Genomic DNA, 20,194 nt, shown 5'->3' with positions numbered 1-20,194 from the left:
GAGGCATCCCTACTCCACCGTTACCGACTTCGCCAGATTGCGAGGCTGATCCACGTCGGTGCCGCGTAGCACGGCCACGTGATAGGCAAGCAATTGCATCGGCACGGTGAACACGGCGGGAGCGATGAAATCGCCGCCGCCATCCATGCGAAGAGTGACGCCACGTGATGCGTTGCCATCCATGCTCGCTTCGCCATCGGCGAAGACCAGCAGCTCGCCGCCGCGTGCGCGCACTTCTTGCAAGTTGGACTTGAGCTTGTCGAGCAGCGGGCCATTCGGCGCCACGGCAATCACCGGCATGTCTTCATCGACCAGCGCCAGGGGACCGTGCTTGAGTTCGCCGGCCGCGTAGGCCTCGGCGTGAATGTAGGAGATCTCCTTGAGCTTGAGCGCTCCTTCCATCGCCACCGGGTACTGCACGCCACGGCCGAGGAACAGCGCATGCTGTCGATGGATCAGGTGCTCGGCGAGCTCGATGATCCGGGGCTCTAACTCTAGGGCTTTCTCAATCATCACCGGCATGCGCTGCAGCTGCGCGGTCAGATCCGCATAACGCGCGGCATCAAGGCCACGATGGTGCGCTAGCTGAAGCGACAGCAGACCCAACGCCGCGAGCTGCGTGGTGAAAGCCTTGGTGGATGCGACGCCGATTTCCGGGCCAGCACGCGTCATCAGTTTGAGATCGGCCTCGCGAACCACTGACGATTCGGGCACATTGCAGATCGCCAGCGTACCGAGGTAACCACGACGACGCGATTCACGCATGGCAGCCAGGGTATCCGCCGTTTCACCGGATTGCGAAATGGCAACGAACAGAGTGCCGTCAGGCACCACGGCCTCGCGGTAGCGGTATTCGCTGGCCACTTCCACATTCACCGGAAGCCGGGCGTATTCCTCGATCCAGTACTTGGCCACGAGGCCGGCATGGTAGCTGGTGCCACAAGCAATAATATGCAGGCCCTTCACCTGGCTCAGCAGCTCGTCGCCACCCACACCGAAGATATTGGGCAGCACGCCGTTCGGACCGATGCGCGCCTCCAGCGTATCGGCGACGGCACGCGGCTGCTCGAAGATTTCCTTCTGCATGTAGTGGCGATACTCGCCACGCTCGACGGCATCGCTGGAGAGCTCACTTTCGTGCACGGAGCGAACGACCGGTTGGCCATCCCGCCCATAAACCTGCACGTTGTCGCGGGTGATTTCGACAACGTCATGCTCTTCCAGATAGATGATCTTGTTGGTGACCTGGATGAGCGCCTGAGCATCCGAACCCAGGAAGTTTTCGCCGATGCCCACGCCTACCAACAACGGCGCACCGCGACGCGCGCCGACTACACGGCCCGGCTCATTTTCGCTAACCACGGCGATGGCATAAGCGCCTTCCAGTTCGTGCACCACAGAAGACACGGCATCAAGTAGCGACTTGCCCGAAGACACGCGCTCACTGATCAGTGCCGCCATGACCTCGGTGTCGGTTTCCGAGGTGAAGACATGACCCCGTGCTTCGAGTTCGCCACGCAGCGAGGCGTAGTTTTCGATGATGCCGTTGTGCACCAGCGCGACACTGCCCTGAACATGTGGGTGGGCGTTGACCGTGTTGGGCACGCCATGCGTGGCCCAGCGTGTGTGGGCGATACCGGTACCGCCAGGGAACGGGTGGGCCAGATAGAGGCCTTCCATTTCACGCACCTTGCCCTTGGCACGGACGCGGTGGATCTCGCCACCATCGAGAACGGCGAGACCCGCCGAATCGTAGCCGCGGTATTCCAGGGCCTTCAGGCCGGCGATGAGCAGGGGGGCCACGTCACGCTGGGCGGCGGCGGCAACGATTCCACACATGAGTTGTTACTCCTTGAAACAGGCGCGGCACACGGACGGTCGCGAGATCGCGACTTTGTCGACAACCGATTTCAACAAACTTTCACGACCGTGGATCGGGAGGCCTGATGGTCCCCCGTCCATGCTGAACGCCCCATCGACCGGGCTTCAATGCACCTTGCGACGTAGATAGTTCAGCAGATCGATCCGGGTGATCAGACCCAGGAACTGGTCGCCATCCACCACAATGGCCACATGCCCCCGGTCGAACACGGGCAACAGAGATTCAATAGGCGAACGCACATCCAGCATCTGCAGGTTGGTGATCATGGCCGTGGCGACCGAGTCCCGGAACCGGCTTTCGTCCGCATGCACGTGCATGAGCACATCGGATTCATCCAGGATACCGACCAAGCGGCTCCCGTCCATGACCGGCAACTGGGATACGTCGTACAGCTTCATACGCGTATAGGCGGTCATCAACAGCTCGTTTGGCCCGATGACTACGGTGTCGCGCTGAGCGAACGGACGTAGCAGAAGGTCGCGCAGGTCACCGTGCTGTTCGCGCTCGATGAAGCCGTTGTCGAGCATCCAATAGTCGTTGTACATCTTCGACAGGTACTTGTTGCCCGTGTCGCAGACCAGCGTCACCACGCGCTTGGGGGTCGTCTGTTCGCGGCAATAGCGCAACGCAGCGGCCAATAGCGTGCCGGTCGAGGAGCCACCAAGAATGCCCTCCTTCGCCAGCAGCTCACGAGCGACCAGGAAGCTCTCCTTGTCGGGTATCGCATAAGCCTTCTTCACGCGAGTGAAGTCGCTGATGGTCGGCAGGAAATCCTCCCCAATGCCTTCCACCATCCAGCTCGCCGACTTGGTCGAGAGCGTGCCCTCGTTGATGTACTGGGTGAGGATGGAGCCGACTGGGTCGGCCAGCACGAACTCGGTATCGGGCGAGTGCTCGGCGAAGAATTTGGATAGGCCGCTGAGCGTGCCGGACGAACCGCAGCCGACCACGATGGCGTCGACTTTGCCGTCCAACTGCTCGAGGATTTCCGGGCCCGTGGTGGCAATGTGCGCCGCCGGGTTATCCGGGTTGCCGAACTGGTTGATGAAGTAGGCACCCGGCGTTTCACGCGCGATGCGCTCGGCCATGTCCTGGTAGTACTCCGGATGGCCTTTGGCCACGTCCGAACGAGTCAGCACCACCTCGGCGCCCATGGCCTTGAGGTTGAAGATCTTCTCGCGGCTCATCTTGTCGGGCACGACCAGGATCAGGCGGTAGCCCTTCTGTTGCGCCACCAGCGCCAGCCCGAGGCCCGTATTGCCTGCAGTGCCTTCGACCAAGGTGTCGCCCGGGCGGATCTTGCCGGCCTTTTCGGCGCCTTCGATCATCGACAGACCAATACGGTCCTTGACGGAGCCGCCCGGGTTGGCGCTCTCCAACTTCAGGAAGAGTTCGCACGGTCCAACGTCCAGGCGCTGCGCGCGTACCATCGGGGTACGTCCGATCAGTTCGAGGACACTCTGGTGGACCGACATAGGAACTCCTTACTTTAGGCTCCGGCCGCGTCTTGGCGACCGCTTGGGACGCTGATGATACCCGAGCCACGCGATGCCCTTTCGCAAACATCTGAAACAACGCGGCCCCGGAAGCCGTAAGGCGCCGGGGCCGCGTTCATGCGAAAACGTCGCAGATTCAGTTGATGCGGTGCGCTCGGGTGTCCCACATGCGCTGGAGTCGCTCCTTCGCGTGGAGCTTCTCCTTCTTCATGCCTGACAACGTCATGTCGTCGATGGGAAGCACGCCGATCTCGGCGTCGTGCACCTTGCTGTCGAGTTCCTTATGGTGCTGGTAGAGCCGACGAAACTCGGCGTCCGCCTTCATCAAAGCTTCGACATCATCACGCTGCTGGTTTTCAAACATGATCGAACCTCCTCTGGAGAGAACGGCAGGTACCTGGGAGGGGCACCTGCTGACGTTGAATCAGGCGCAAGCACCCCCGATCCATGCCGTGTGACCGGGCCATGGAGAACGAATGGAGGAGAAGGATGAGCGCATGATTCAGGTCGGTAACCCAAGGAGCGAAAATGCCCCCTGGGAATTTGACCCTACTCCCCGTTTCGGGGTCATGCAAGCGTCATATTGACCGTGCGACTTGACGGAACTTTCTGAAAAAAGATTGTCAAAACAGTCTTTTGCGCGATGCAAACACGAGCGTCGCGAAATTTGAACAGAGCCAGCATCCAGGTCAGCGGTCTCACTCAACTTCCAGACAAACGAAAGGCCGACGCACATATCGTCGGCCTTTTCTTAGTCTGAACCGGATGTGGGTTATTTACCCTGATCCTTGCTGGTCGACGAACTGTCTCCCTGCATCTGCTGTCGCATGGCTCGGGCGGCCTGCGCGGCCAGGTCGGCCTGCTTCTTGGCGGCATTGGCCACCTTGGCCTGCGCTGCCGCCAGCTTTTTGGCTTGATCGGCCTGGGCCTGGGCCTGGGCAGCAGCTTCGGCACCAGCAGCAATCTGGCGGGCGGAATCTTCCTGGGCAGCCTGGTACTGTAGGCGCTGGCGCTCGAGCTCACGGCGCGCCATCTCCGTCTCGCGGCGGCTGCCGTCGAGTTGGATCTGGTCGTGCTCGCGGTCGAGCTTGGCGATCTGCTGCTGCGCGTCCTGCCATTGGGCCGTAGCACGCGCAAGGTCGACCCGCCGCTCGGCGATGTACAACGCATGCGCGCGATCGCGTGAACGGGCCTGGGAAAGCTGATTCACGGCGTCGTGGGCACGCGCCTGCTCGGCCTGGGCATACATGCCAAGCGACGGATCGCCGGAAAGCTGGCTGAGGCTGTTGTTCAGGCGGGCCACGTCCATGTCGTCCTTGGAGGAGGCATGGGCGGCACCTGCGGCAGCCACGGCCACCAGCAGCATCGAAAGACGGAAGGTCAGTTTCACAGGTGGCCTCCTTGGTCAGTGCTCGACGGAGGCGCCGGCTGGTCGGGGTTCGGGTTCTGCGGATAGGTCTGAAAGCCCTGCCCCTGCGGGATGGGCTCGCCCAGCGACGAGCTCGGCGGAGCCGGCATGTCCTGGGTCTGCTGCTGCGGCGGCAGGCTGCTCGACTGGCTTTGGTCCTGCTGTTGCTGGTCGGCCAGTGACTGGTCGATCTGGTCGCGCAGTTGCTGGTTGGCGGCCGTCTTGCTCTGGATCTGGGCGCGGGCCGCCCCCAGGCGGGCCTTGGCACGTGCCAGCTCGGCGCTCGCCCGGGCTTCGTCAGCCAGCTGGGCGGCCACGTCGTAGTCACGCTTGGCCATGGCGTTCTGGGCCTGCATGAATTTGTCCTGGGCGTTCCCGAGGTCAATCGGGTCATACACCTGGGCGTCGGCATCGCGCGCCGCCTGCAGTTGCATCTGCGCCTGGTTCATGATTCCGTCCGGCGGCGGCGCGGAGGCGCAGCCAGCCAGCGCCAGCACCATGGCCAACGTCAGGGTCGAAACCGCCAGCCGGGCGATCTGGGATCGCGCCTTCGGCGGGAAAAAGATGTGCACCATCACTCAGTCCTCTCGGAGTGTCGCAGCGTATTGTGGGCGGGCATAATCGCTTTTAGCAATGCGCACGAACAGGGGATTCGAGTGGACATCGGTTATTTCCTCAAGCTAATGGTAGACAAGGGCGCGTCGGATATGTTCCTGACGACGGGCGCCCCTGTGAACATTAAGGTCGAGGGCAAGCTTTACCCGTTGGGCAATACCGGCCTGCCTAGTGGCATGGTCAAGAAAATTGCCTACTCGCTGATGGACGAGGGCCAGGTACCCCAGTTCGAGCGCGACCTGGAGTTGAACATGGCGCTCGCCGTGAAGGAAGCTGGACGCTTCCGCATCAACGTGTTCAAGCAGCGCGGCGAAGTGGGCATGGTCATCCGTGCCATCAAGAGTGAAATTCCCAGCATCGATCAGTTGCAGCTGCCGACCATTTTCCGCGAACTCATCATGGAACCGCGCGGCCTGATCCTGGTGGTGGGCGCCACCGGCTCGGGCAAGTCGACCACGCTGGCCGCAATGATCGATCACCGCAACCAGAACTCCTCGGGCCACATCCTCACCATCGAGGACCCGATCGAATACCTGCACCGCCACAAGAAGTCGATCGTCAACCAGCGCGAAGTCGGCCTGGATACGCACAGCTATCACGAAGCCCTGCGCAACGCGATGCGCGAGGCGCCTGACGTGATCATGATTGGCGAGATCCGCGACACCGACACAATGGAAGCGGCCATTTCATTCTCCGAAACCGGCCATCTCTGCCTTGCCACGCTGCATTCGAACAACGCTGACCAGACGTTGGAGCGAATCCTCAACTTCTTCCCGGAATCGGCCCACAAGAACGTGTTGATGAACCTCGCGCTCAATTTACGTGCGGTGATCAGCCAGCGTCTCGTGGTCGGCAAGGACGGCCGCCGCCTGCCGGCGACGGAAGTGCTGCTCAACACGCCACTGATCCGCGACATGATCCGTCGCGGCCAGGTGCACGACGTCAAGGAAGCGATGGACCGCAGCCTGCAGGAAGGCATGCAGACCTTCGACCAGTCGCTGTACCGCCTGTACAAGGAAGGCCGCATCGAGCTGGACGAGGCACTCAACAAGGCCGACTCCCGCGATGGGCTGGCGCTCAAGATTCGCCTGTCCGACAGCGGCAACACCGAAAGCACCGAACTGGTCGGCAACGACCCCTACGGCCTGGGCTTCTGAGTCCGGCCGTCAGGCCGCGGGGCGCGTGCCGCCCCGCGCGCCTCGCACCCAGCCGAAACTGAGCACCCAACGCGAGCCTTGTTCGATCCGGGTCACACTGTGCTCTTCCAGATCGGGTCGAAACAGCTTGATGCGCCGGCTCGCATGGATCGGCCGGGCACAGACGAATTCGCCACCTCGGCGAGCCGGCCAGACGATGATATTCAACCGATAGTGCCGACCCTGTGCAACGCGATCGGTGTGAGGCGGCACTGACGATCCCTGCGGAAACTTCAGCAGATAGCAGTCACAGGGAAGCGGCCATAACGTGCCGCCGAGCAGCAGTTTGTCGTAACCGCTGCCCTGCCGCCCTCGCTGCCAGCGCCAGATCTGCTTCCAGAACGATGCCACGCGCTTAGCCCTGCGCGGGAGGTGCATCCGGCTGCGCCTCGGGCGCAGCATGCTGGAAGGCCTCCAGCGACTGACAGGTCTCGTGGATGCGTTGGATAGTCGGATACTCATCCAGCGGCAGCTTCCAGCGCACCGCGTTATAGACCTGCGGCACCAGGCAGGCGTCCGCCATGCTGGGCGCGTCGCCATGGCAGAACCGACCCGTGGCCACGTTGCCTGCCAGCATCGCCTCCATCGCCTGCAGGCCCTGCCCGATCCAGTGTCGCGACCACGCGCCCTTGGCCGCGTCGTCCGCGCCGAACTGGGCTGCCAAACGCTGAAGCACACGGAGGTTGCCAAGCGGATGCACATCGCAGCCGATGATCTGAGCCAACGCACGTACCCTCGCCCTCCCAGCCGGGTCGGCCGGCAGCAGCGACGGCGACGGATGCGTTTCGTCCAGGTACTCCATGATCGCCATGGACTGGGTAAATACCCGCCCGTTATCGACCAGGCAGGGCACTAGCTCCTGCGGGTTCAGTGCCTGGAAATCGGGCAGGTGCTGCTCGCCGCCCTGGTTCACCAGATGCACCGCCTTCGACTCGTACGACAGGCCTTTTAGGTTCAACGCGATGCGCACCCGATAGGCAGCGCTGGAGCGCCAGTAGCCGTACAACACCAGATCCTGGCTCATGCCCATATCCTCATAGGGAAATATCAGCTGCCCAGGATACCTGCCGCGTGGTTTGCATCGCCGGGGACCGGGCGGGACAATACGCGATTCGCGCCTACAGGCGTCCGCATCCATGAATCCAAGCCAGGAGTTCCGCCGTGTCCGTTACCCGTATGAGCGATCTTGATCTGCGCGGCAAGCGCGTGCTTATCCGCGAAGACCTGAACGTGCCGATCGAGAACGGCCACATCACCTCCACCCAGCGCCTCGACGCTGCCCTGCCGACGATCAAGGCTGCCCGCGACGCCGGCGCCAAAGTCATGGTGCTGTCGCATCTGGGCCGTCCGAAGGAAGGCCAGTTCGACGCCGAATCCTCACTGGCGCCGGTCGCCAAGTGGATGAGCGACAAGCTGGGCCAGCCGGTTCGCCTGGTGGCCGACTATCTCGACGGCGTCGACGTCTCCGACGGCGAGGTGGTGGTGCTGGAGAATTGCCGCATGAACGTGGGCGAAGGCAAAGACGACGAAGCGCTCTCGAAGAAGTACGCCGCGCTGTGCGACGTGTTCGTCATGGACGCCTTCGGCACGGCACATCGCGCGCAGGCCTCCACGCACGGCGTGATCAAGTACGCCCCGATCGCCGCGGCCGGCCCGTTGCTGTCCGGCGAGTTGGATGCGTTGGGCAAGGCGCTGGAGCACCCTGCCCGCCCGCTGCTGGCGATCGTGGCAGGCTCCAAGGTCTCCACCAAGCTCACCCTGCTCGAGAACCTGATCGGCAAAGTCGACCAGTTGATCGTGGGCGGCGGCATCGCCAACACCTTCATCGCTGCCATGGGTTACCAGGTCGGCAATTCGCTGTACGAGCCGGACCTCATCCCTGCCGCCAAGAAAGTCATTGCCGACGCCAAGCGCCGCAACGGCGATGTGCCGCTGCCGGTCGACGTGGTCGTGGCACCGGAGTTCTCCGCCCACGCGCCCGCCACGGTGAAGCCGGTGGACCAGGTGAAGGAAGGCGAGATGATCCTGGACATCGGCCCCGAGACGGCGAAGCGCTACGCTGAAATGATCGCCAAGGCCGGCACGGTCGTGTGGAACGGCCCGGTGGGCGTGTTCGAATTCGACGCCTTCGGTCACGGCACCGAGACTTTGGCCCGTGCTATCGCAGCCTCCTCGGCCTTCTCCATTGCCGGTGGTGGCGACACGCTCGCCGCGGTCGACAAGTACGGTATCGAGAAGGACGTCTCGTACATCTCGACCGGTGGCGGTGCCTTCCTTGAATTCCTGGAAGGTAAGGAACTGCCGGCCGTGACCGCCCTCAAGGCACGAGCAGCCAAGTAATGCTCTGCCTGTTCGACCTTGACGGCACGCTGATCGATTCGGAGATCGGCATCCTGGGCTGCGTCCGCCACGCGCTGACACAGCTGGGCGTGGAACATCCGGCCGAGATGCGCCACTGGATCGGCCCACCGCTGCGGCATAGCTTTGCGCCGCTGCTGGATCACGATCACGACCGCATCGAGCTGGCGGTGGAGTACTACCACCAGCGCTTCCATGCCATCGGCTGGCGCGAGCACACGGTGTACCCAGGTATCGACGCGATGATCGACCGACTGCAGTCGGCCGGTCATACGCTGGCCGTGGTCACCAGCAAACCCGAGCGGCATGCACGCCCAATCATCGAGCACTTGCCTTTCGGTGGTGCGTTCAACCGCCTGTATGGACCGGACCCGTCCAGCCCACATAGCGAGAAGGCATCGATGATCGCCGCCGCGCTTGCTGATTTCAGCGCGTCGCCAGAGCAGACGGTGATGATCGGTGATCGCCATTTCGACATTGATGGCGCCGTCGCCAATCGCGTGCAGGGCATCGGCGTGCTCTGGGGTTTCGGCAGCCAAGCGGAGCTGGAGAAGGCCGGAGCGTATGCGCTGGCGCGCGATCCGGAGCATCTCGCCGAGTTGCTCGCCGCGTAAGTTCGATCGCTGCAGGGGCGTACAAGCGCGCCCCTGCAGAAGCGTACCTATCGTAATGGGCTCAAACGCTGGCGATAAGCGCCGATAGGTCCGTCACTCCTACATCGACGCCTGCTTGCGCCAATAGTGTCGTCACCTGCCCGCGATGATGCGTCTGGTGATTGAAGAAATGCATGACCACGAAGAAGTACGGCTTGCGGAATGTTTCGCCGCGGGTGTTCACGTATTCCAGCGCGTGGTCCAGGTCATCCTCAGTCACCGCCTCCGCCCAGGCCTCAATCACATCGTCGAGAAAACGCCGACGCTCGGTAAGCGCAGCGAGATCGCCAAACGGCTGCGCAGCCAGGTCACGCTGGATTGGCAGCCCTCGCACTTTATCGAGCGCCGCATAGCGTGCCGGGTGATCGGCAAAACGCTGCAGCCAGATCATGTCAGCCACGGCAATATGGCTCAGTGTTCCATGAATCGAACCGAAGAATGCGCCACGCTCCGCCATGACTTCCGTCTGCGAAAGTGTCGACGCAGCCGTGTAGACCTTGTCGTTCATCCAACGGTTGTAGGCAGCCATTTGCTGTACGTGGTCGCGTCGCAATGGAGTAGTGATCGTCATGGTTCGAACCTGATTGTCGCAAGCGCGCAGCGTAGCGCCGATGACCAACGGCGTCGCCTGCCAGATAGAACGGCAGGCAAAGAAAAAGCCGCGGCAGGCCGCGGCTTTTTCTTTATACAGACAGTGACGGCTTAGCCGATCACGCGCTTCACCGTATCAACCACATGGGTCACCGTGAAACCGAACTGCTCGAACAGCTGCGCTGCCGGCGCCGAGGCACCGAAGCTGGTCATGCCGACGACATCGCCGTCCAGGCCGACATACTTGCGCCAGAAGTCGGACGTGGCCGCTTCCACTGCCACGCGCGCACGGCACCAGCCCGGCAGGATGGCTTCGCGGTATTCCATCGGCTGGGCATCGAACAGTTCCGTGCACGGCATCGACACCACACGCACCGGCACGTTCTGCTGTGCCAATGTGCGCGCCGCTTCCATCGCCAACTCCACTTCCGAACCGGTGGCGATCAGGATGGCCTTGAACTTGGTGTCCTGCGGATCAGACAGCACGTAAGCGCCGCGCGTGATGTCAGCGACCTGCTGCGCGGTGCGCTGCTGGTGCTTGAGGTTCTGGCGCGAGAACACCAGACACGCCGGGTTGCCCTTGCGCTCGATGGCGGCCTTCCACGACACCGCCGTCTCGACCGCATCGCACGGACGCCACAGCTGGTTGTTCGGGATGTAGCGCAGCGAGGCCATATGCTCCACCGGCTGATGGGTCGGGCCGTCTTCGCCCAGACCAATCGAGTCGTGCGTGTACACGTGGATGGCGTGCGCCGGGATCAACGCACTCATGCGCACCGCGTTGCGCGCATAGTCGGAGAACACCAGGAAGGTGGCGTCGTACGGGATGAAACCGCCATGCAACGCCAGACCATTGGCAATGGCCGTCATGCCGAACTCGCGCACGCCGTAGTAAACGTAGTTGCCCTTCGGGTTGTGCCCATTGCCGGCATCGACGCTACCCGACCACTTGGTGAGGTTGGAGCCAGCCAGATCGGCCGAACCACCGATCAGTTCCGGCAGTAGCGGCGCAAACGCTTCGATGGCCATCTGCGAGGCCTTGCGCGAAGCAACCGTGGGACCATCGGCCTGCATCTTCTCGACATAGGCCTGCGACTTCTGCGCCCAGTCGGACGGCAGGTCGCCGGACACGCGACGGTTGAATTCAGCCGCCAGCTCTGGGAACGCCGAGGTGTACTTGGCGACCGCATCGTGCCACTTCTCCTCGCGCTCAGCACCAGCCTTCTTGTGATCCCAACCAGCGTAGATCTCGGCGGGAATCTCAAACGGGGCGTAACGCCAGTCCAGCTCGTCGCGCGCGGCGGCGACTTCGTCCTTGCCCAGCGCGGCGCCGTGACTTTCTTCCTTGCCCTGCTTATGCGGCGCGCCGAAACCGATGATGGTGCGCGCGCAGATCAGCGTGGGCTTCTCCGACTGGCTGGTAGCCGCGGTGATGGCCTTCTTGATGGCCTCGGCGTCATGACCGTCCACGCCGCGGATCACATTCCAGCCGTAGGCCTCGAAACGCTCCGGGGTGTTGTCGGTGAACCAGCCGTGCACTTCGCCGTCGATAGAGATGCCGTTGTCGTCATAGACAGCGACCAGCTTGCCGAGCTTCCACGTACCCGCCAGCGAAGCGACTTCGTGCGAGATGCCTTCCATCAGGCAGCCATCACCCAGGAACACATAGGTGTGGTGGTTGATGATCTCGTGGCCCGGGCGGTTGAAGTGATCCGACAGCACCTTCTCCGCCAGAGCGAAACCCACGGCATTGGCCAGACCCTGGCCCAGCGGGCCGGTGGTGGTTTCCACGCCTGGGGTTTCACTGGCTTCCGGATGGCCGGCCGTCTTGGAATGCAGCTGGCGGAAGCGCTTGAGCTGATCCATCGGCAGGTCATAGCCGGTCAGGTGCAGCAGCGCGTACTGCAACATCGATCCATGGCCATTGGAGAGCACGAAACGGTCGCGATTGAACCACTTCGGATTGGTCGGGTTGTGCTGGAGGAAGTCGTTCCACAGCACCTCGGCGATATCCGCCATGCCCATGGGCATGCCCGGGTGGCCGGAATTGGCCTGCTCCACGGCGTCCATGGCGAGGGCGCGCACGGCGTTGGCGAGTTCGCGACGGGTTGTCATCTAAGGGGGTCTCCGGGGAAAGGCGGCCATAAAAGTCGGCATTGTCGCCGATCCCACGCCCGCCTGTCGCCATGAGTACTGCCCCAGAATTGCCCTAAGGATTAACACAACCTTAATAATGGACTAACCGGTATTGAAACTAAGGACCCTCTTACCCATCTAAGGATCAGCACCGTCGGCACGAGGTGCCCAGCCGCGCAACACCGAACCCCCGGAGACGCGGACTGGCCCAATAAGACAAAGAGGAGTACCCCCATGAAGAACACCATTCTTGCCCTCGCCCTGGCTACGGCCGGTCTCGCCACTGTCCCGGCGGCTTTCGCCCAGGACGCTGGTAACGCCCAGCAGGGCTGGTATGTCGGCGCCAACGCCGGTTACGGCCAGACCCAGAAGGGTCCCTACGACAACGGCAGCTTCGCCGGCGGCGTGAAGGGTGGTTACCGCTTTGCCATCAACCCCGATACCTCGGTGGGTGCTGAAGTGGGTTATGTCTACCTGGGCCGTTCTGACGCGCGTGGCGCGTACACCCAGAACTACGCCAACTACAACGGCAACAACGGCCAGTCCAAGCTGCAGGGCGCCACCGCCGGCCTGAACCTGCGCTACAGCTTCAGCCCGAATTGGTACGGCGAAGTCCGTGGCGGCGCTTTCTTCGCCAAGGGCTCGGGCCTGACCGATGACAAGTACAACCCGCAGACGGTCAACTTCAAGAGCACCCGCTACTACGCCGGTCTGGGCGCTGGTTACAACATCAACAAGAACATCAGCGTTGGCCTGAACTGGGACTACTACGACGGCAGCCAGAGCGACAAGAACATCCACCTGCCGACCAACCTGTACAGCGTCAGCGCGGAATACCGCTTCTGATCCATCGGTTGGTATGAAACAAAAACGGGCGCCGCAAGGCGCCCGTTTTCTTTTACCCAGGGAAAGCGGAAATCGCTTACTTCGCGTTCCACTGGCCCAGCGCGGCAAGACCGTTGTCCTTGGCGCGAGCCAGTACGGTCTTCTGCGCATCCGCGTAGTTGGCCTTCATGTCCTTGGACCACAGCTTCAGCGCAGCCTGCTGCATGGCGCGGCCGTAGGAGAACGACAGCGGCCACGGGTGCGGACCCATGCGGTTCATGGCGTTGAGGTGGGCGGTGGACTGCTCGTCGGTCTGGCCGCCCGAGAGGAACACGATGCCCGGCAGCGTGGCCGGCACGGTGGTCTTGAGCACACGCACGGTGGCTTCGGCGACTTCCTCGACCTCGGCCTGCTCGTCCGATTCCTTGCCGGGGATGACCATGCTGACCTTCAGAATGGTGCCTTCCAGCATCACGTTCTGCTCGTACAGCGCATTGAACAGGCTACGCAGCACGGCTTCGTGCACTTCGTAGCTGACTTCGATGCTGTGGTCGCCGTCCATGATCACCTCCGGCTCAACCATCGGCACCAGGCCGGCTTCCTGGCACAGCGCAGCGTAACGGGCCAGCGCATGGCAGTTCGCTTCGATGGCGGTGGAGGACGGATTGTCTTCGCTGATGTTGATGACCGCGCGCCACTTGGCGAACTGGGCGCCCAGCTTCACGTACTCGGCGAGGCGCTCACGCAGGCCGTCGAGGCCTTCGGTCACCACGTCACCCGGGAAGCCGGCCAGCGGCACCGGGCCCTTGTCGACCTTGATACCCGGGATGATCCCGTTCTTCTTCATGATGGTGGTGAACGGCACACCGTCCTTGGTCGACTGACGGATGGTCTCGTCGTACAGGATGGCACCCGAGATGTGCTCGCCGAGGGTCGGCGCGGTGAGCAGCAGCTCGCGGTAGGCGCGACGGTTCTCTTCGGTGTTGTCGATGCCGACGGCCTCGAAACGCTTCTTGATGGTGTTGGTCGACTCATCGATGGCGATGATGCCCTTGCCGGGCGCGACCATAGCGAGGGCAACGCTTTCGAGATCTTCGATGCTCATGACAACTCCGGATACTTAGCGGTGTGGGCCGCACAAGGTGATGCCGCCCCGGTCAGGGCGGAGGCTGAAAGGCCGCGATTATAGGCCAAGCGGCCGCCCAGGGTCCGGAGAGGCCCTGAACGGCTCTGGGAAAGGGCCTGGAGCCTGCCTCAGGCCTGGTCGTATCCGGTCAACTTGCAAGCGTTGACGATGGACTGCCGTTGAGCTGGGTCAGCAGGCAAATTGAATGGCACGATGAAATAGGTGTTGACCGGCTCGTGCGTGTTGTTCTTGAGGGCCGGGCCGTAGCGGAAATTCTTCACCACGCTCTTGGCCACGGCATCCAGGCCGCTCTGCGGCACCACCTTGCGCACCGTGACGTTCTGAGGAACGCCGTCCGAGCCGATCATGTAGCTCACCGCGACGCAACCGGGCTTGTCCATGTTGCTGCCACTGTTGGGAATATCCGCGTCGACCTTGGTATTGAGCATGATCCAGTACGACTGGATCTGCTCGGGCCCGACCATGCGCTCATTCGACTGCGCAAGCAGGGGAGCCGCGCTCATTGCAGCCATTGCCAACACCAACGTCTGGGCCAGGCGACGTGACTTCGTGTTCATGGGAAACCTCCTGTTCGTGATCGGGGACGGTGCGGCGATTCTAGCGATACCGCGCCCCCGGCGATGACAGCGTGAAACGCGCCATCGTGCAGGAGAATGCCGTACAACGGAGCGCCATCGCCCGCCAACCCGGCCCACACCAGGTCAACGGACGATGGCGACTCGACGTAACTTGCTCAGAGGTCCCGCAAGCACTCCACCACACCCTCGGCGCCTACCGAGAGCAGCTTGAGAGTGTTGGTGCCACCGCCCTGGCCGATATGGTCGCCGTGAGTCAGCACCACGCGATCGCCTTCGGCCAGCTTCCCTTCGATAAACAGCTGACGCACGGCGTCACGAGCTGAGCCGGCCGTGGTCTGCGATACGTGGGTGAACTTCACTGCTGTCACGTCGCGGAAGATGGACATACGACGACGCGCGTCGGCGAACGGCGACAGTGCATAGATTGGCACCGCGCTGCGATAGCGTGAGAGCCACTGCGCGGTGGCGCCCGACTCGGTCAGCGCCACGATGGCACGCAGACCCAACTGGCTGGCCAACAACATGGCGGCCAGTGCGATGGCCTGATCGGTGCGATCCAGGTGGTGGCCCTGTGCGCCAGGATCTTCCTTCGGCTCGAACTGGCGCTCGGCTCCCAGGCAGATGCGACGCAGTGCAGCCACGGCCTTGTCCGGGTGCGCGCCGGCAGCGGATTCCTCCGACAGCATCACCGCATCCGTACCGTCGATGACAGCATTGGCTACGTCCATCACTTCTGCGCGGGTCGGGATGGGTGAGCGCACCATCGACTGCAGCATCTGTGTGGCCGTAATAACGGCGCGATTGCGCTGTACCGACTCGCGGATGATTTTCTTCTGCAGGCCGGGCAGTTCGGCATCGCCGATTTCCACGCCCAGGTCGCCGCGCGCCACCATCACCACGTCGGACGCGTCGATGATCTCGCCGAGCACCGGGATGGCATCGGCACGTTCGATCTTGGCCACCAGCGATGCCTTGCCACCGGCTTCTTCGAGCAAGCGACGCGCCAGATTCATGTCGGCGGCGGAACGCACGAAAGAGACTGCGAGGAAATCACAGCCGATCTCCGCGGCCAACTTGATGTCTGCCTTGTCCTTGTCGGACAGCGCATCCACTGACAGCCCACCGCCCTGGCGGTTGAGGCCCTTGCGATCGGAGAGCTTGCCGGCGACCAGTACCGTGCAATGGATTTCCGCCCCGACCACCGAATCCACGGTGAGTGCGACGAGGCCGTCATCGAGCAGCAGTACGTCGCCAGCAGACACGTCCTTGGGCAGGTCGTGATAGCTGACGCCTACGCGCGTGGCGTCACCGAGCGGGGCGTTCGGGCTGCAATCGAGCACGAAGCTGTCACCGACGCGAAGCTCCACCGGACCATTGGCGAATTTCTCGACGCGAATCTTGGGACCCTGCAGGTCGGCGAGCACGCCCACCTCACGGCCGAGCTTCAACGCGATATCGCGCACGGCAGTGGCGCGGGCGCGGTGATCGTCCGGCAGACCGTGGGAGAGGTTCAGGCGAACCACGTCCACGCCTTCGGCGATGATTTTTTCGAGCATGCCAGGCGCATCGGTAGCGGGACCGAGGGTGGCAACAATTTTTGTGCGGCGCAATGGATTTTCGGTAGTCATACTTCGAGACTAGCAAAACCACGCGCGCGGTCCAGAGGGTTTTTGCCGCCTTTTTCACCCCCGTTCGCATCACTAAAGTGGACTGCATGTGGCATGCGGACCAGCTGGACCGACTGGTATTACTAGTTCGGCGTGAATATTGAGTCTGCGCGAATCACTGGTCTGGTTATCGAGCCAACGGACGTCCAAACACTGGTGTCATGACCAGCCATCTTCAAATCCACTCGCGGTGTCTGCTCAAGCCGTAGACGCATCGGTCGAAATGTCCCGGATGAATGGGCCGATCGCGGCGAAACTTCATCGCTGCAATGCAGCAAACACTAGGCAAAAGAATGGGCCGACCTAGGCAAGGCCGACCCACGATGATGTGCGTTTCCACCCTCCCCGCACACAGGTGCGAGCAGGCTTGCGTCAGTGCGAGAGCGTCAGATTGAGCACTTCGGCCAACCGGCGCCCCGCTTCGCGCAGGCGCAATTCAGCCACCGGCAGTTCCTTGTCCACATAGGCCTGATCGATCTTGTGACCGTTGGGATAGATGTCGCGCGAGATCGCGCACGACTCTTCGGCCCACTGCGCATAAGCGTTGTCGTAGGGCGGGATCGGCTGCGGCAAGGTCACCGTGCCTTCGCTCTCCAGCTTGTCCGCGTACGCCTTGTAGTCGAGGCCGCTGGTCTTGAGCATGCCCGAGTCCCACACGCTGTGCAGGTTGGTGCCCTTGTCATTGAACTGCACCTGGTACTCGTTGCCGCCCTTGTCGTCACGCGAGCCCGCGTGCAGTGGCTGGTGTTCGTCGCCGATGAAATGAACGACGAACTTCAGCGCCTCCAGTCGCGCCGCGTCCGGTTGGCTCTTGTCGCCCAGGATCTGCACGTAATGATCGATCCCGGCAACCACGCAACGATCGCCTTTGCAGTCACGCGGCGGCGTGTAGTTGCAGTCACCCGAAATGAAATTGATGTAGTGCAGGCCGCTGGTCTGCTTCCACAGCGCGTCCTTGGTGGGATCGTTGCGGATCTCGTCCGGCCAGCTGGCGATATCGGCCAGGGACTTGGTGTGATCCGACGCGAGCAGGCGCTCCACTTCCGCTTCCGCCGCCGGGCTCAAGTGGCGCTGCGCCAAGTCGGCCACGACGCTGTGGCCAAGCTGGCCCCATGCGTGCGCGGCGGGCGCCAAGGCGAAACAGATGAGGGCGGCGGCAACGGTTCGGCGCGGGAATGGCATGGTGCAGTGGTTCTTGGTAAGGAAACGATCGAGTTTGCCACAGCCTCATGACAGGTCCGCGCCGACAACCCTCAGCCTTCGCCTGGGATCGAAAGCTGCTTGCCGTCCCCATCGTGCACGCTCACATCGACCTTGATGCCCTGCCGCACGCTCTGCGTGACGATGCAGAAGTCTTCGAACTGAGCGAGCACGCGATCGAGATGCTCGTACACCTCAGCCTTGTCAGCCAGTTGCAAGTCCACACCGATATGGGTGATGCGCAAACGGCCCTGCTCATTGCGCGCCAGGGTGAGCTTGGCCTTTGCGCCCATGGTGCCGGGCGCGTTCTTGTACTTGCGCAGCGCAAACAACAGGCTGGCGGCCAGACAGTTAGCCACGGCCGTGGCCATCATCCGCGAGGGGTTGGGCCCCGCGTTGCCGCCCAGCGGCGCGGTTTCGTCCGTGATGAGGTCGGGAATCGGGGTGTCATCGAAGCGCACGCGGAACTCGTAATCCGACACCTGCTCGAGGGTGATGCCAAAGCTCTGTTCTGTCTCGCTCATGCCAAACTCCTGGTGGGCCGGGGCGCCCGAAAGAAAAGCCGATTCAAGCGCTTCCGGCGTCCGCTGAACAGCCCCATCTGGGTGACCCCGGGGCTGGATGGGAGCCGCGGGCCGGTTCAGGCTAAAATGACGGTTTTACGGCGGTCCCACAGCCGCCATTTTCGTCATCTCACCGGAGGACGCTGTCCCATGGCAATTAAGGTCGCCATCAACGGTTACGGTCGCATTGGCCGCAACATTCTGCGCGCGCTGTACGAAGCCGGTCGCACCAACGAGATCCAAATCGTTGCGATCAATGACCTCGGCAATGCCGAGACCAATGCGCACCTGACCCAGTACGACACCGCGCACGGCAAGTTCCCGGGCACCGTGTCCGTGGAAGGCGGCGACCTGATCGTCAACGGCGACCGCATCAAGGTCTGCGCTGAGCGTGACCCGTCCAAGCTGCCGTGGGGCGCCCTGGGCGTCGACGTGGTGCTGGAGTGCACCGGTCTGTTCACCTCCAAGGCTAAGGCCAGCGCGCATATCGCTGCCGGCGCCAAGAAGGTGATCATCTCCGCCCCTGGCGATAAGGACGTGGACGGCACCTTCGTCATCGGTGTGAACGACGACAAGCTCACCTCCAAGCTGGAAGTGATCTCCAACGCGTCGTGCACCACCAACTGCCTTGCTCCGCTGGCCAAGGTGCTGCACGAGAAGATCGGCATCCAGCGCGGCCTGATGACGACCATCCACGCCTACACCAACGACCAGGTGCTGACGGACGTCTATCACTCCGACCTGCGCCGCGCCCGTTCGGCCACGCACTCGCAGATCCCGACTAAGACCGGCGCTGCCGCTGCGGTCGGCCTGGTGCTGCCGGAACTCAACGGCAAGCTGGACGGTTTCGCCATGCGCGTGCCGACCATCAACGTGTCGGTCGTGGACCTTGTGTTCGACGCCGCCCGTCCGACCACCAAGGAAGAGGTTGACCAAGTCATCAGCGAAGCCGCCAACGGCCCGCTGAAGGGCATCCTGGCCGTCAACACGCAGCCGCTGGTGTCGATCGACTTCAACCACAACCCGGCTTCGTCCACCTATGACGCCACGCAGACGCGCGTCATGGAAGGCACCCTGGTGAAGGTGCTGTCGTGGTACGACAACGAGTGGGGCTTCTCCAACCGCATGCTCGATATGACCATCGCGCTGATGGCTGCCAAGTAAGCTACTCGCCAACGTAGTACACACAAAAGCCGGGCTATGCCCGGCTTTTGTTTTTTCTGTACTCCGTACGCGGCATGCGGTCGCACAACTCCACTACGCATCATCGACTTGATCCAGATCAGCGCAGCAGGCATGCGCTGGCGCAATCGTTCGGGCTTTTCCAACCGCGCCCTTTCGGAGATACCCGATGATTCGCCAAGTCCTGGCCCTCGCCCTACTCGGCCTTTCCGCCACGCCCCTATGGGCCGCCGATTGCACTGCCACCATCGATGGCAGCGATGCCATGCAGTACGACCTGAAGAGCATCACGGTCCCCAAAACCTGCAAACAGTTCACCGTGACGCTCAAGCACACGGGCAAGCTGCCCAAGGCGTCGATGGGCCACAACTGGGTGCTGGGCACAGCGGCCGATGAGCCGGGCATCATTGCCGACGGCATGAAGGCCGGCGCAGACCAGAACTACATCAAGCCCGGCGACACACGCGTTATCGCGCACACCAAGCTGATCGGCGGCGGCGAGTCCGACAGCGCCACCTTCCTGGTATCCAAGCTCAAAGCGGGCGAAAGCTATGCTTACTTCTGCACCTTCCCGGGCCATGCCGCCTTGATGAAGGGCACGTTGACGCTCGCCCCGTAAAGCGGCCATCGCCAAAAAAGAAAAAGGCCGGTTTCCCGGCCTTTTTCAGGTCAACGCGGTAACCGATGCCGTGCGACG

20 protein-coding genes are annotated in these 20,194 nt (G+C 62.6%); 6 read left to right on the top strand and 14 right to left on the bottom strand.

From position 1 onward, the window contains the following. Window positions 1-9 precede the first annotated feature (9 nt). The 5 genes from glmS to DyAD56_RS06935 form a co-directional block, all read right to left on the bottom strand. Window positions 10-1,839, bottom strand: coding sequence for a glutamine--fructose-6-phosphate transaminase (isomerizing) (gene glmS, locus DyAD56_RS06955; protein WP_102302017.1), 1,830 nt, complete (start codon window positions 1,837-1,839; stop codon window positions 10-12). 147 nt (window positions 1,840-1,986) lie between these two features. Continuing rightward, window positions 1,987-3,357 (bottom strand): pyridoxal-phosphate dependent enzyme, encoded by a 1,371-nt coding sequence (locus DyAD56_RS06950; protein WP_102302016.1) that lies wholly within the window; start codon window positions 3,355-3,357, stop codon window positions 1,987-1,989. Between the two features lie 157 nt (window positions 3,358-3,514). Continuing rightward, window positions 3,515-3,742, bottom strand: a complete 228-nt coding sequence (locus DyAD56_RS06945; protein ID WP_102302015.1) for a YdcH family protein — start codon at window positions 3,740-3,742, stop codon at window positions 3,515-3,517. Between the two features lie 408 nt (window positions 3,743-4,150). Next, on the bottom strand, window positions 4,151-4,744 hold the full coding sequence (locus DyAD56_RS06940; protein ID WP_102302165.1) for a hypothetical protein: 594 nt from the start codon (window positions 4,742-4,744) through the stop codon (window positions 4,151-4,153). Between the two features lie 20 nt (window positions 4,745-4,764). Next, window positions 4,765-5,361, bottom strand: a complete 597-nt coding sequence (locus tag DyAD56_RS06935) for a DUF4398 domain-containing protein (RefSeq protein WP_102302014.1) — start codon at window positions 5,359-5,361, stop codon at window positions 4,765-4,767. A gap of 81 nt (window positions 5,362-5,442) precedes the next feature. Here DyAD56_RS06935 and DyAD56_RS06930 point away from each other — a divergent pair, with 81 nt between their 5' ends. Continuing rightward, window positions 5,443-6,558 carry a PilT/PilU family type 4a pilus ATPase gene (locus DyAD56_RS06930; RefSeq protein ID WP_199178908.1) on the top strand — a complete coding sequence of 372 codons (1,116 nt, stop codon included), beginning with the start codon at window positions 5,443-5,445 and terminating at the stop codon, window positions 6,556-6,558. Window positions 6,559-6,567: 9 nt separating this feature from the next. Here DyAD56_RS06930 and DyAD56_RS06925 read toward each other — a convergent pair whose 3' ends face one another. After that, window positions 6,568-6,948, bottom strand: coding sequence for a 2OG-Fe(II) oxygenase (locus DyAD56_RS06925; protein ID WP_199178907.1), 381 nt, complete (start codon window positions 6,946-6,948; stop codon window positions 6,568-6,570). A 4-nt stretch (window positions 6,949-6,952) separates the two neighbouring features. Beyond that, entirely contained in the window at window positions 6,953-7,621 is a 669-nt protein-coding gene (gene maiA, locus DyAD56_RS06920) for a maleylacetoacetate isomerase (RefSeq protein ID WP_102302012.1), read from the bottom strand. Between the two features lie 137 nt (window positions 7,622-7,758). Between maiA and DyAD56_RS06915 the strand changes: the two genes are divergently transcribed. Both DyAD56_RS06915 and DyAD56_RS06910 read left to right on the top strand, forming a co-directional pair. Then, entirely contained in the window at window positions 7,759-8,937 is a 1,179-nt protein-coding gene (locus DyAD56_RS06915; RefSeq protein ID WP_102302011.1) for a phosphoglycerate kinase, read from the top strand. Continuing rightward, a complete protein-coding gene (locus DyAD56_RS06910) occupies window positions 8,937-9,569 on the top strand; it encodes an HAD hydrolase-like protein (protein WP_102302010.1) in 633 nt (210 codons plus the stop codon). The genes DyAD56_RS06915 and DyAD56_RS06910 overlap by 1 nt, the downstream gene beginning before the upstream one ends. Before the next feature lie 61 nt (window positions 9,570-9,630). On the opposite strand, the gene DyAD56_RS06905 is transcribed toward DyAD56_RS06910, so the two are convergent. Together DyAD56_RS06905 and tkt are read right to left on the bottom strand one after the other, a co-directional pair. Beyond that, entirely contained in the window at window positions 9,631-10,179 is a 549-nt protein-coding gene (locus DyAD56_RS06905) for a DinB family protein (RefSeq protein WP_102302163.1), read from the bottom strand. Between the two features lie 131 nt (window positions 10,180-10,310). Further along, the gene (gene tkt, locus DyAD56_RS06900) at window positions 10,311-12,314 is read right to left on the bottom strand and encodes a transketolase (protein WP_102302009.1); all 2,004 of its coding nucleotides are present in this window, start codon (window positions 12,312-12,314) and stop codon (window positions 10,311-10,313) included. A gap of 255 nt (window positions 12,315-12,569) precedes the next feature. On the opposite strand from tkt, the gene DyAD56_RS06895 reads away from it, so the two are divergent. Next, the gene (locus DyAD56_RS06895; RefSeq protein ID WP_102302008.1) at window positions 12,570-13,181 is read left to right on the top strand and encodes an outer membrane beta-barrel protein; all 612 of its coding nucleotides are present in this window, start codon (window positions 12,570-12,572) and stop codon (window positions 13,179-13,181) included. Between the two features lie 76 nt (window positions 13,182-13,257). Here the strand turns inward: DyAD56_RS06895 and DyAD56_RS06890 are convergent, their stop codons facing one another. From DyAD56_RS06890 to DyAD56_RS06870, 5 genes are all read right to left on the bottom strand, one after another. Then, on the bottom strand, window positions 13,258-14,265 hold the full coding sequence (locus DyAD56_RS06890) for a class I fructose-bisphosphate aldolase (protein ID WP_102302007.1): 1,008 nt from the start codon (window positions 14,263-14,265) through the stop codon (window positions 13,258-13,260). 149 nt (window positions 14,266-14,414) lie between these two features. After that, window positions 14,415-14,864 carry an energy transducer TonB gene (locus DyAD56_RS06885; RefSeq protein ID WP_102302006.1) on the bottom strand — a complete coding sequence of 150 codons (450 nt, stop codon included), beginning with the start codon at window positions 14,862-14,864 and terminating at the stop codon, window positions 14,415-14,417. 176 nt (window positions 14,865-15,040) lie between these two features. Continuing rightward, on the bottom strand, window positions 15,041-16,513 hold the full coding sequence (pyk, locus tag DyAD56_RS06880; protein ID WP_102302005.1) for a pyruvate kinase: 1,473 nt from the start codon (window positions 16,511-16,513) through the stop codon (window positions 15,041-15,043). A gap of 411 nt (window positions 16,514-16,924) precedes the next feature. After that, the gene (locus tag DyAD56_RS06875) at window positions 16,925-17,734 is read right to left on the bottom strand and encodes a S1/P1 nuclease (protein ID WP_102302004.1); all 810 of its coding nucleotides are present in this window, start codon (window positions 17,732-17,734) and stop codon (window positions 16,925-16,927) included. Between the two features lie 71 nt (window positions 17,735-17,805). Then, on the bottom strand, window positions 17,806-18,276 hold the full coding sequence (locus DyAD56_RS06870) for an OsmC family protein (protein WP_102302003.1): 471 nt from the start codon (window positions 18,274-18,276) through the stop codon (window positions 17,806-17,808). A 189-nt stretch (window positions 18,277-18,465) separates the two neighbouring features. Here DyAD56_RS06870 and gap point away from each other — a divergent pair, with 189 nt between their 5' ends. Then, window positions 18,466-19,479, top strand: coding sequence for a type I glyceraldehyde-3-phosphate dehydrogenase (gene gap, locus DyAD56_RS06865; RefSeq protein ID WP_102302002.1), 1,014 nt, complete (start codon window positions 18,466-18,468; stop codon window positions 19,477-19,479). Between the two features lie 187 nt (window positions 19,480-19,666). Continuing rightward, window positions 19,667-20,116: an azurin gene (azu, locus tag DyAD56_RS06860; protein ID WP_102302001.1), complete on the top strand. Its 450-nt coding sequence runs from the start codon at window positions 19,667-19,669 to the stop codon at window positions 20,114-20,116. The last annotated feature ends 78 nt before the right edge of the window (window positions 20,117-20,194 follow it).

The organism is Dyella sp. AD56 (assembly GCF_002878475.1).
GTDB lineage: Bacteria > Pseudomonadota > Gammaproteobacteria > Xanthomonadales > Rhodanobacteraceae > Dyella.
Note: the sequence above shows the minus strand (reverse complement) of the source record. Positions and strands in the feature narration are given on the sequence as shown.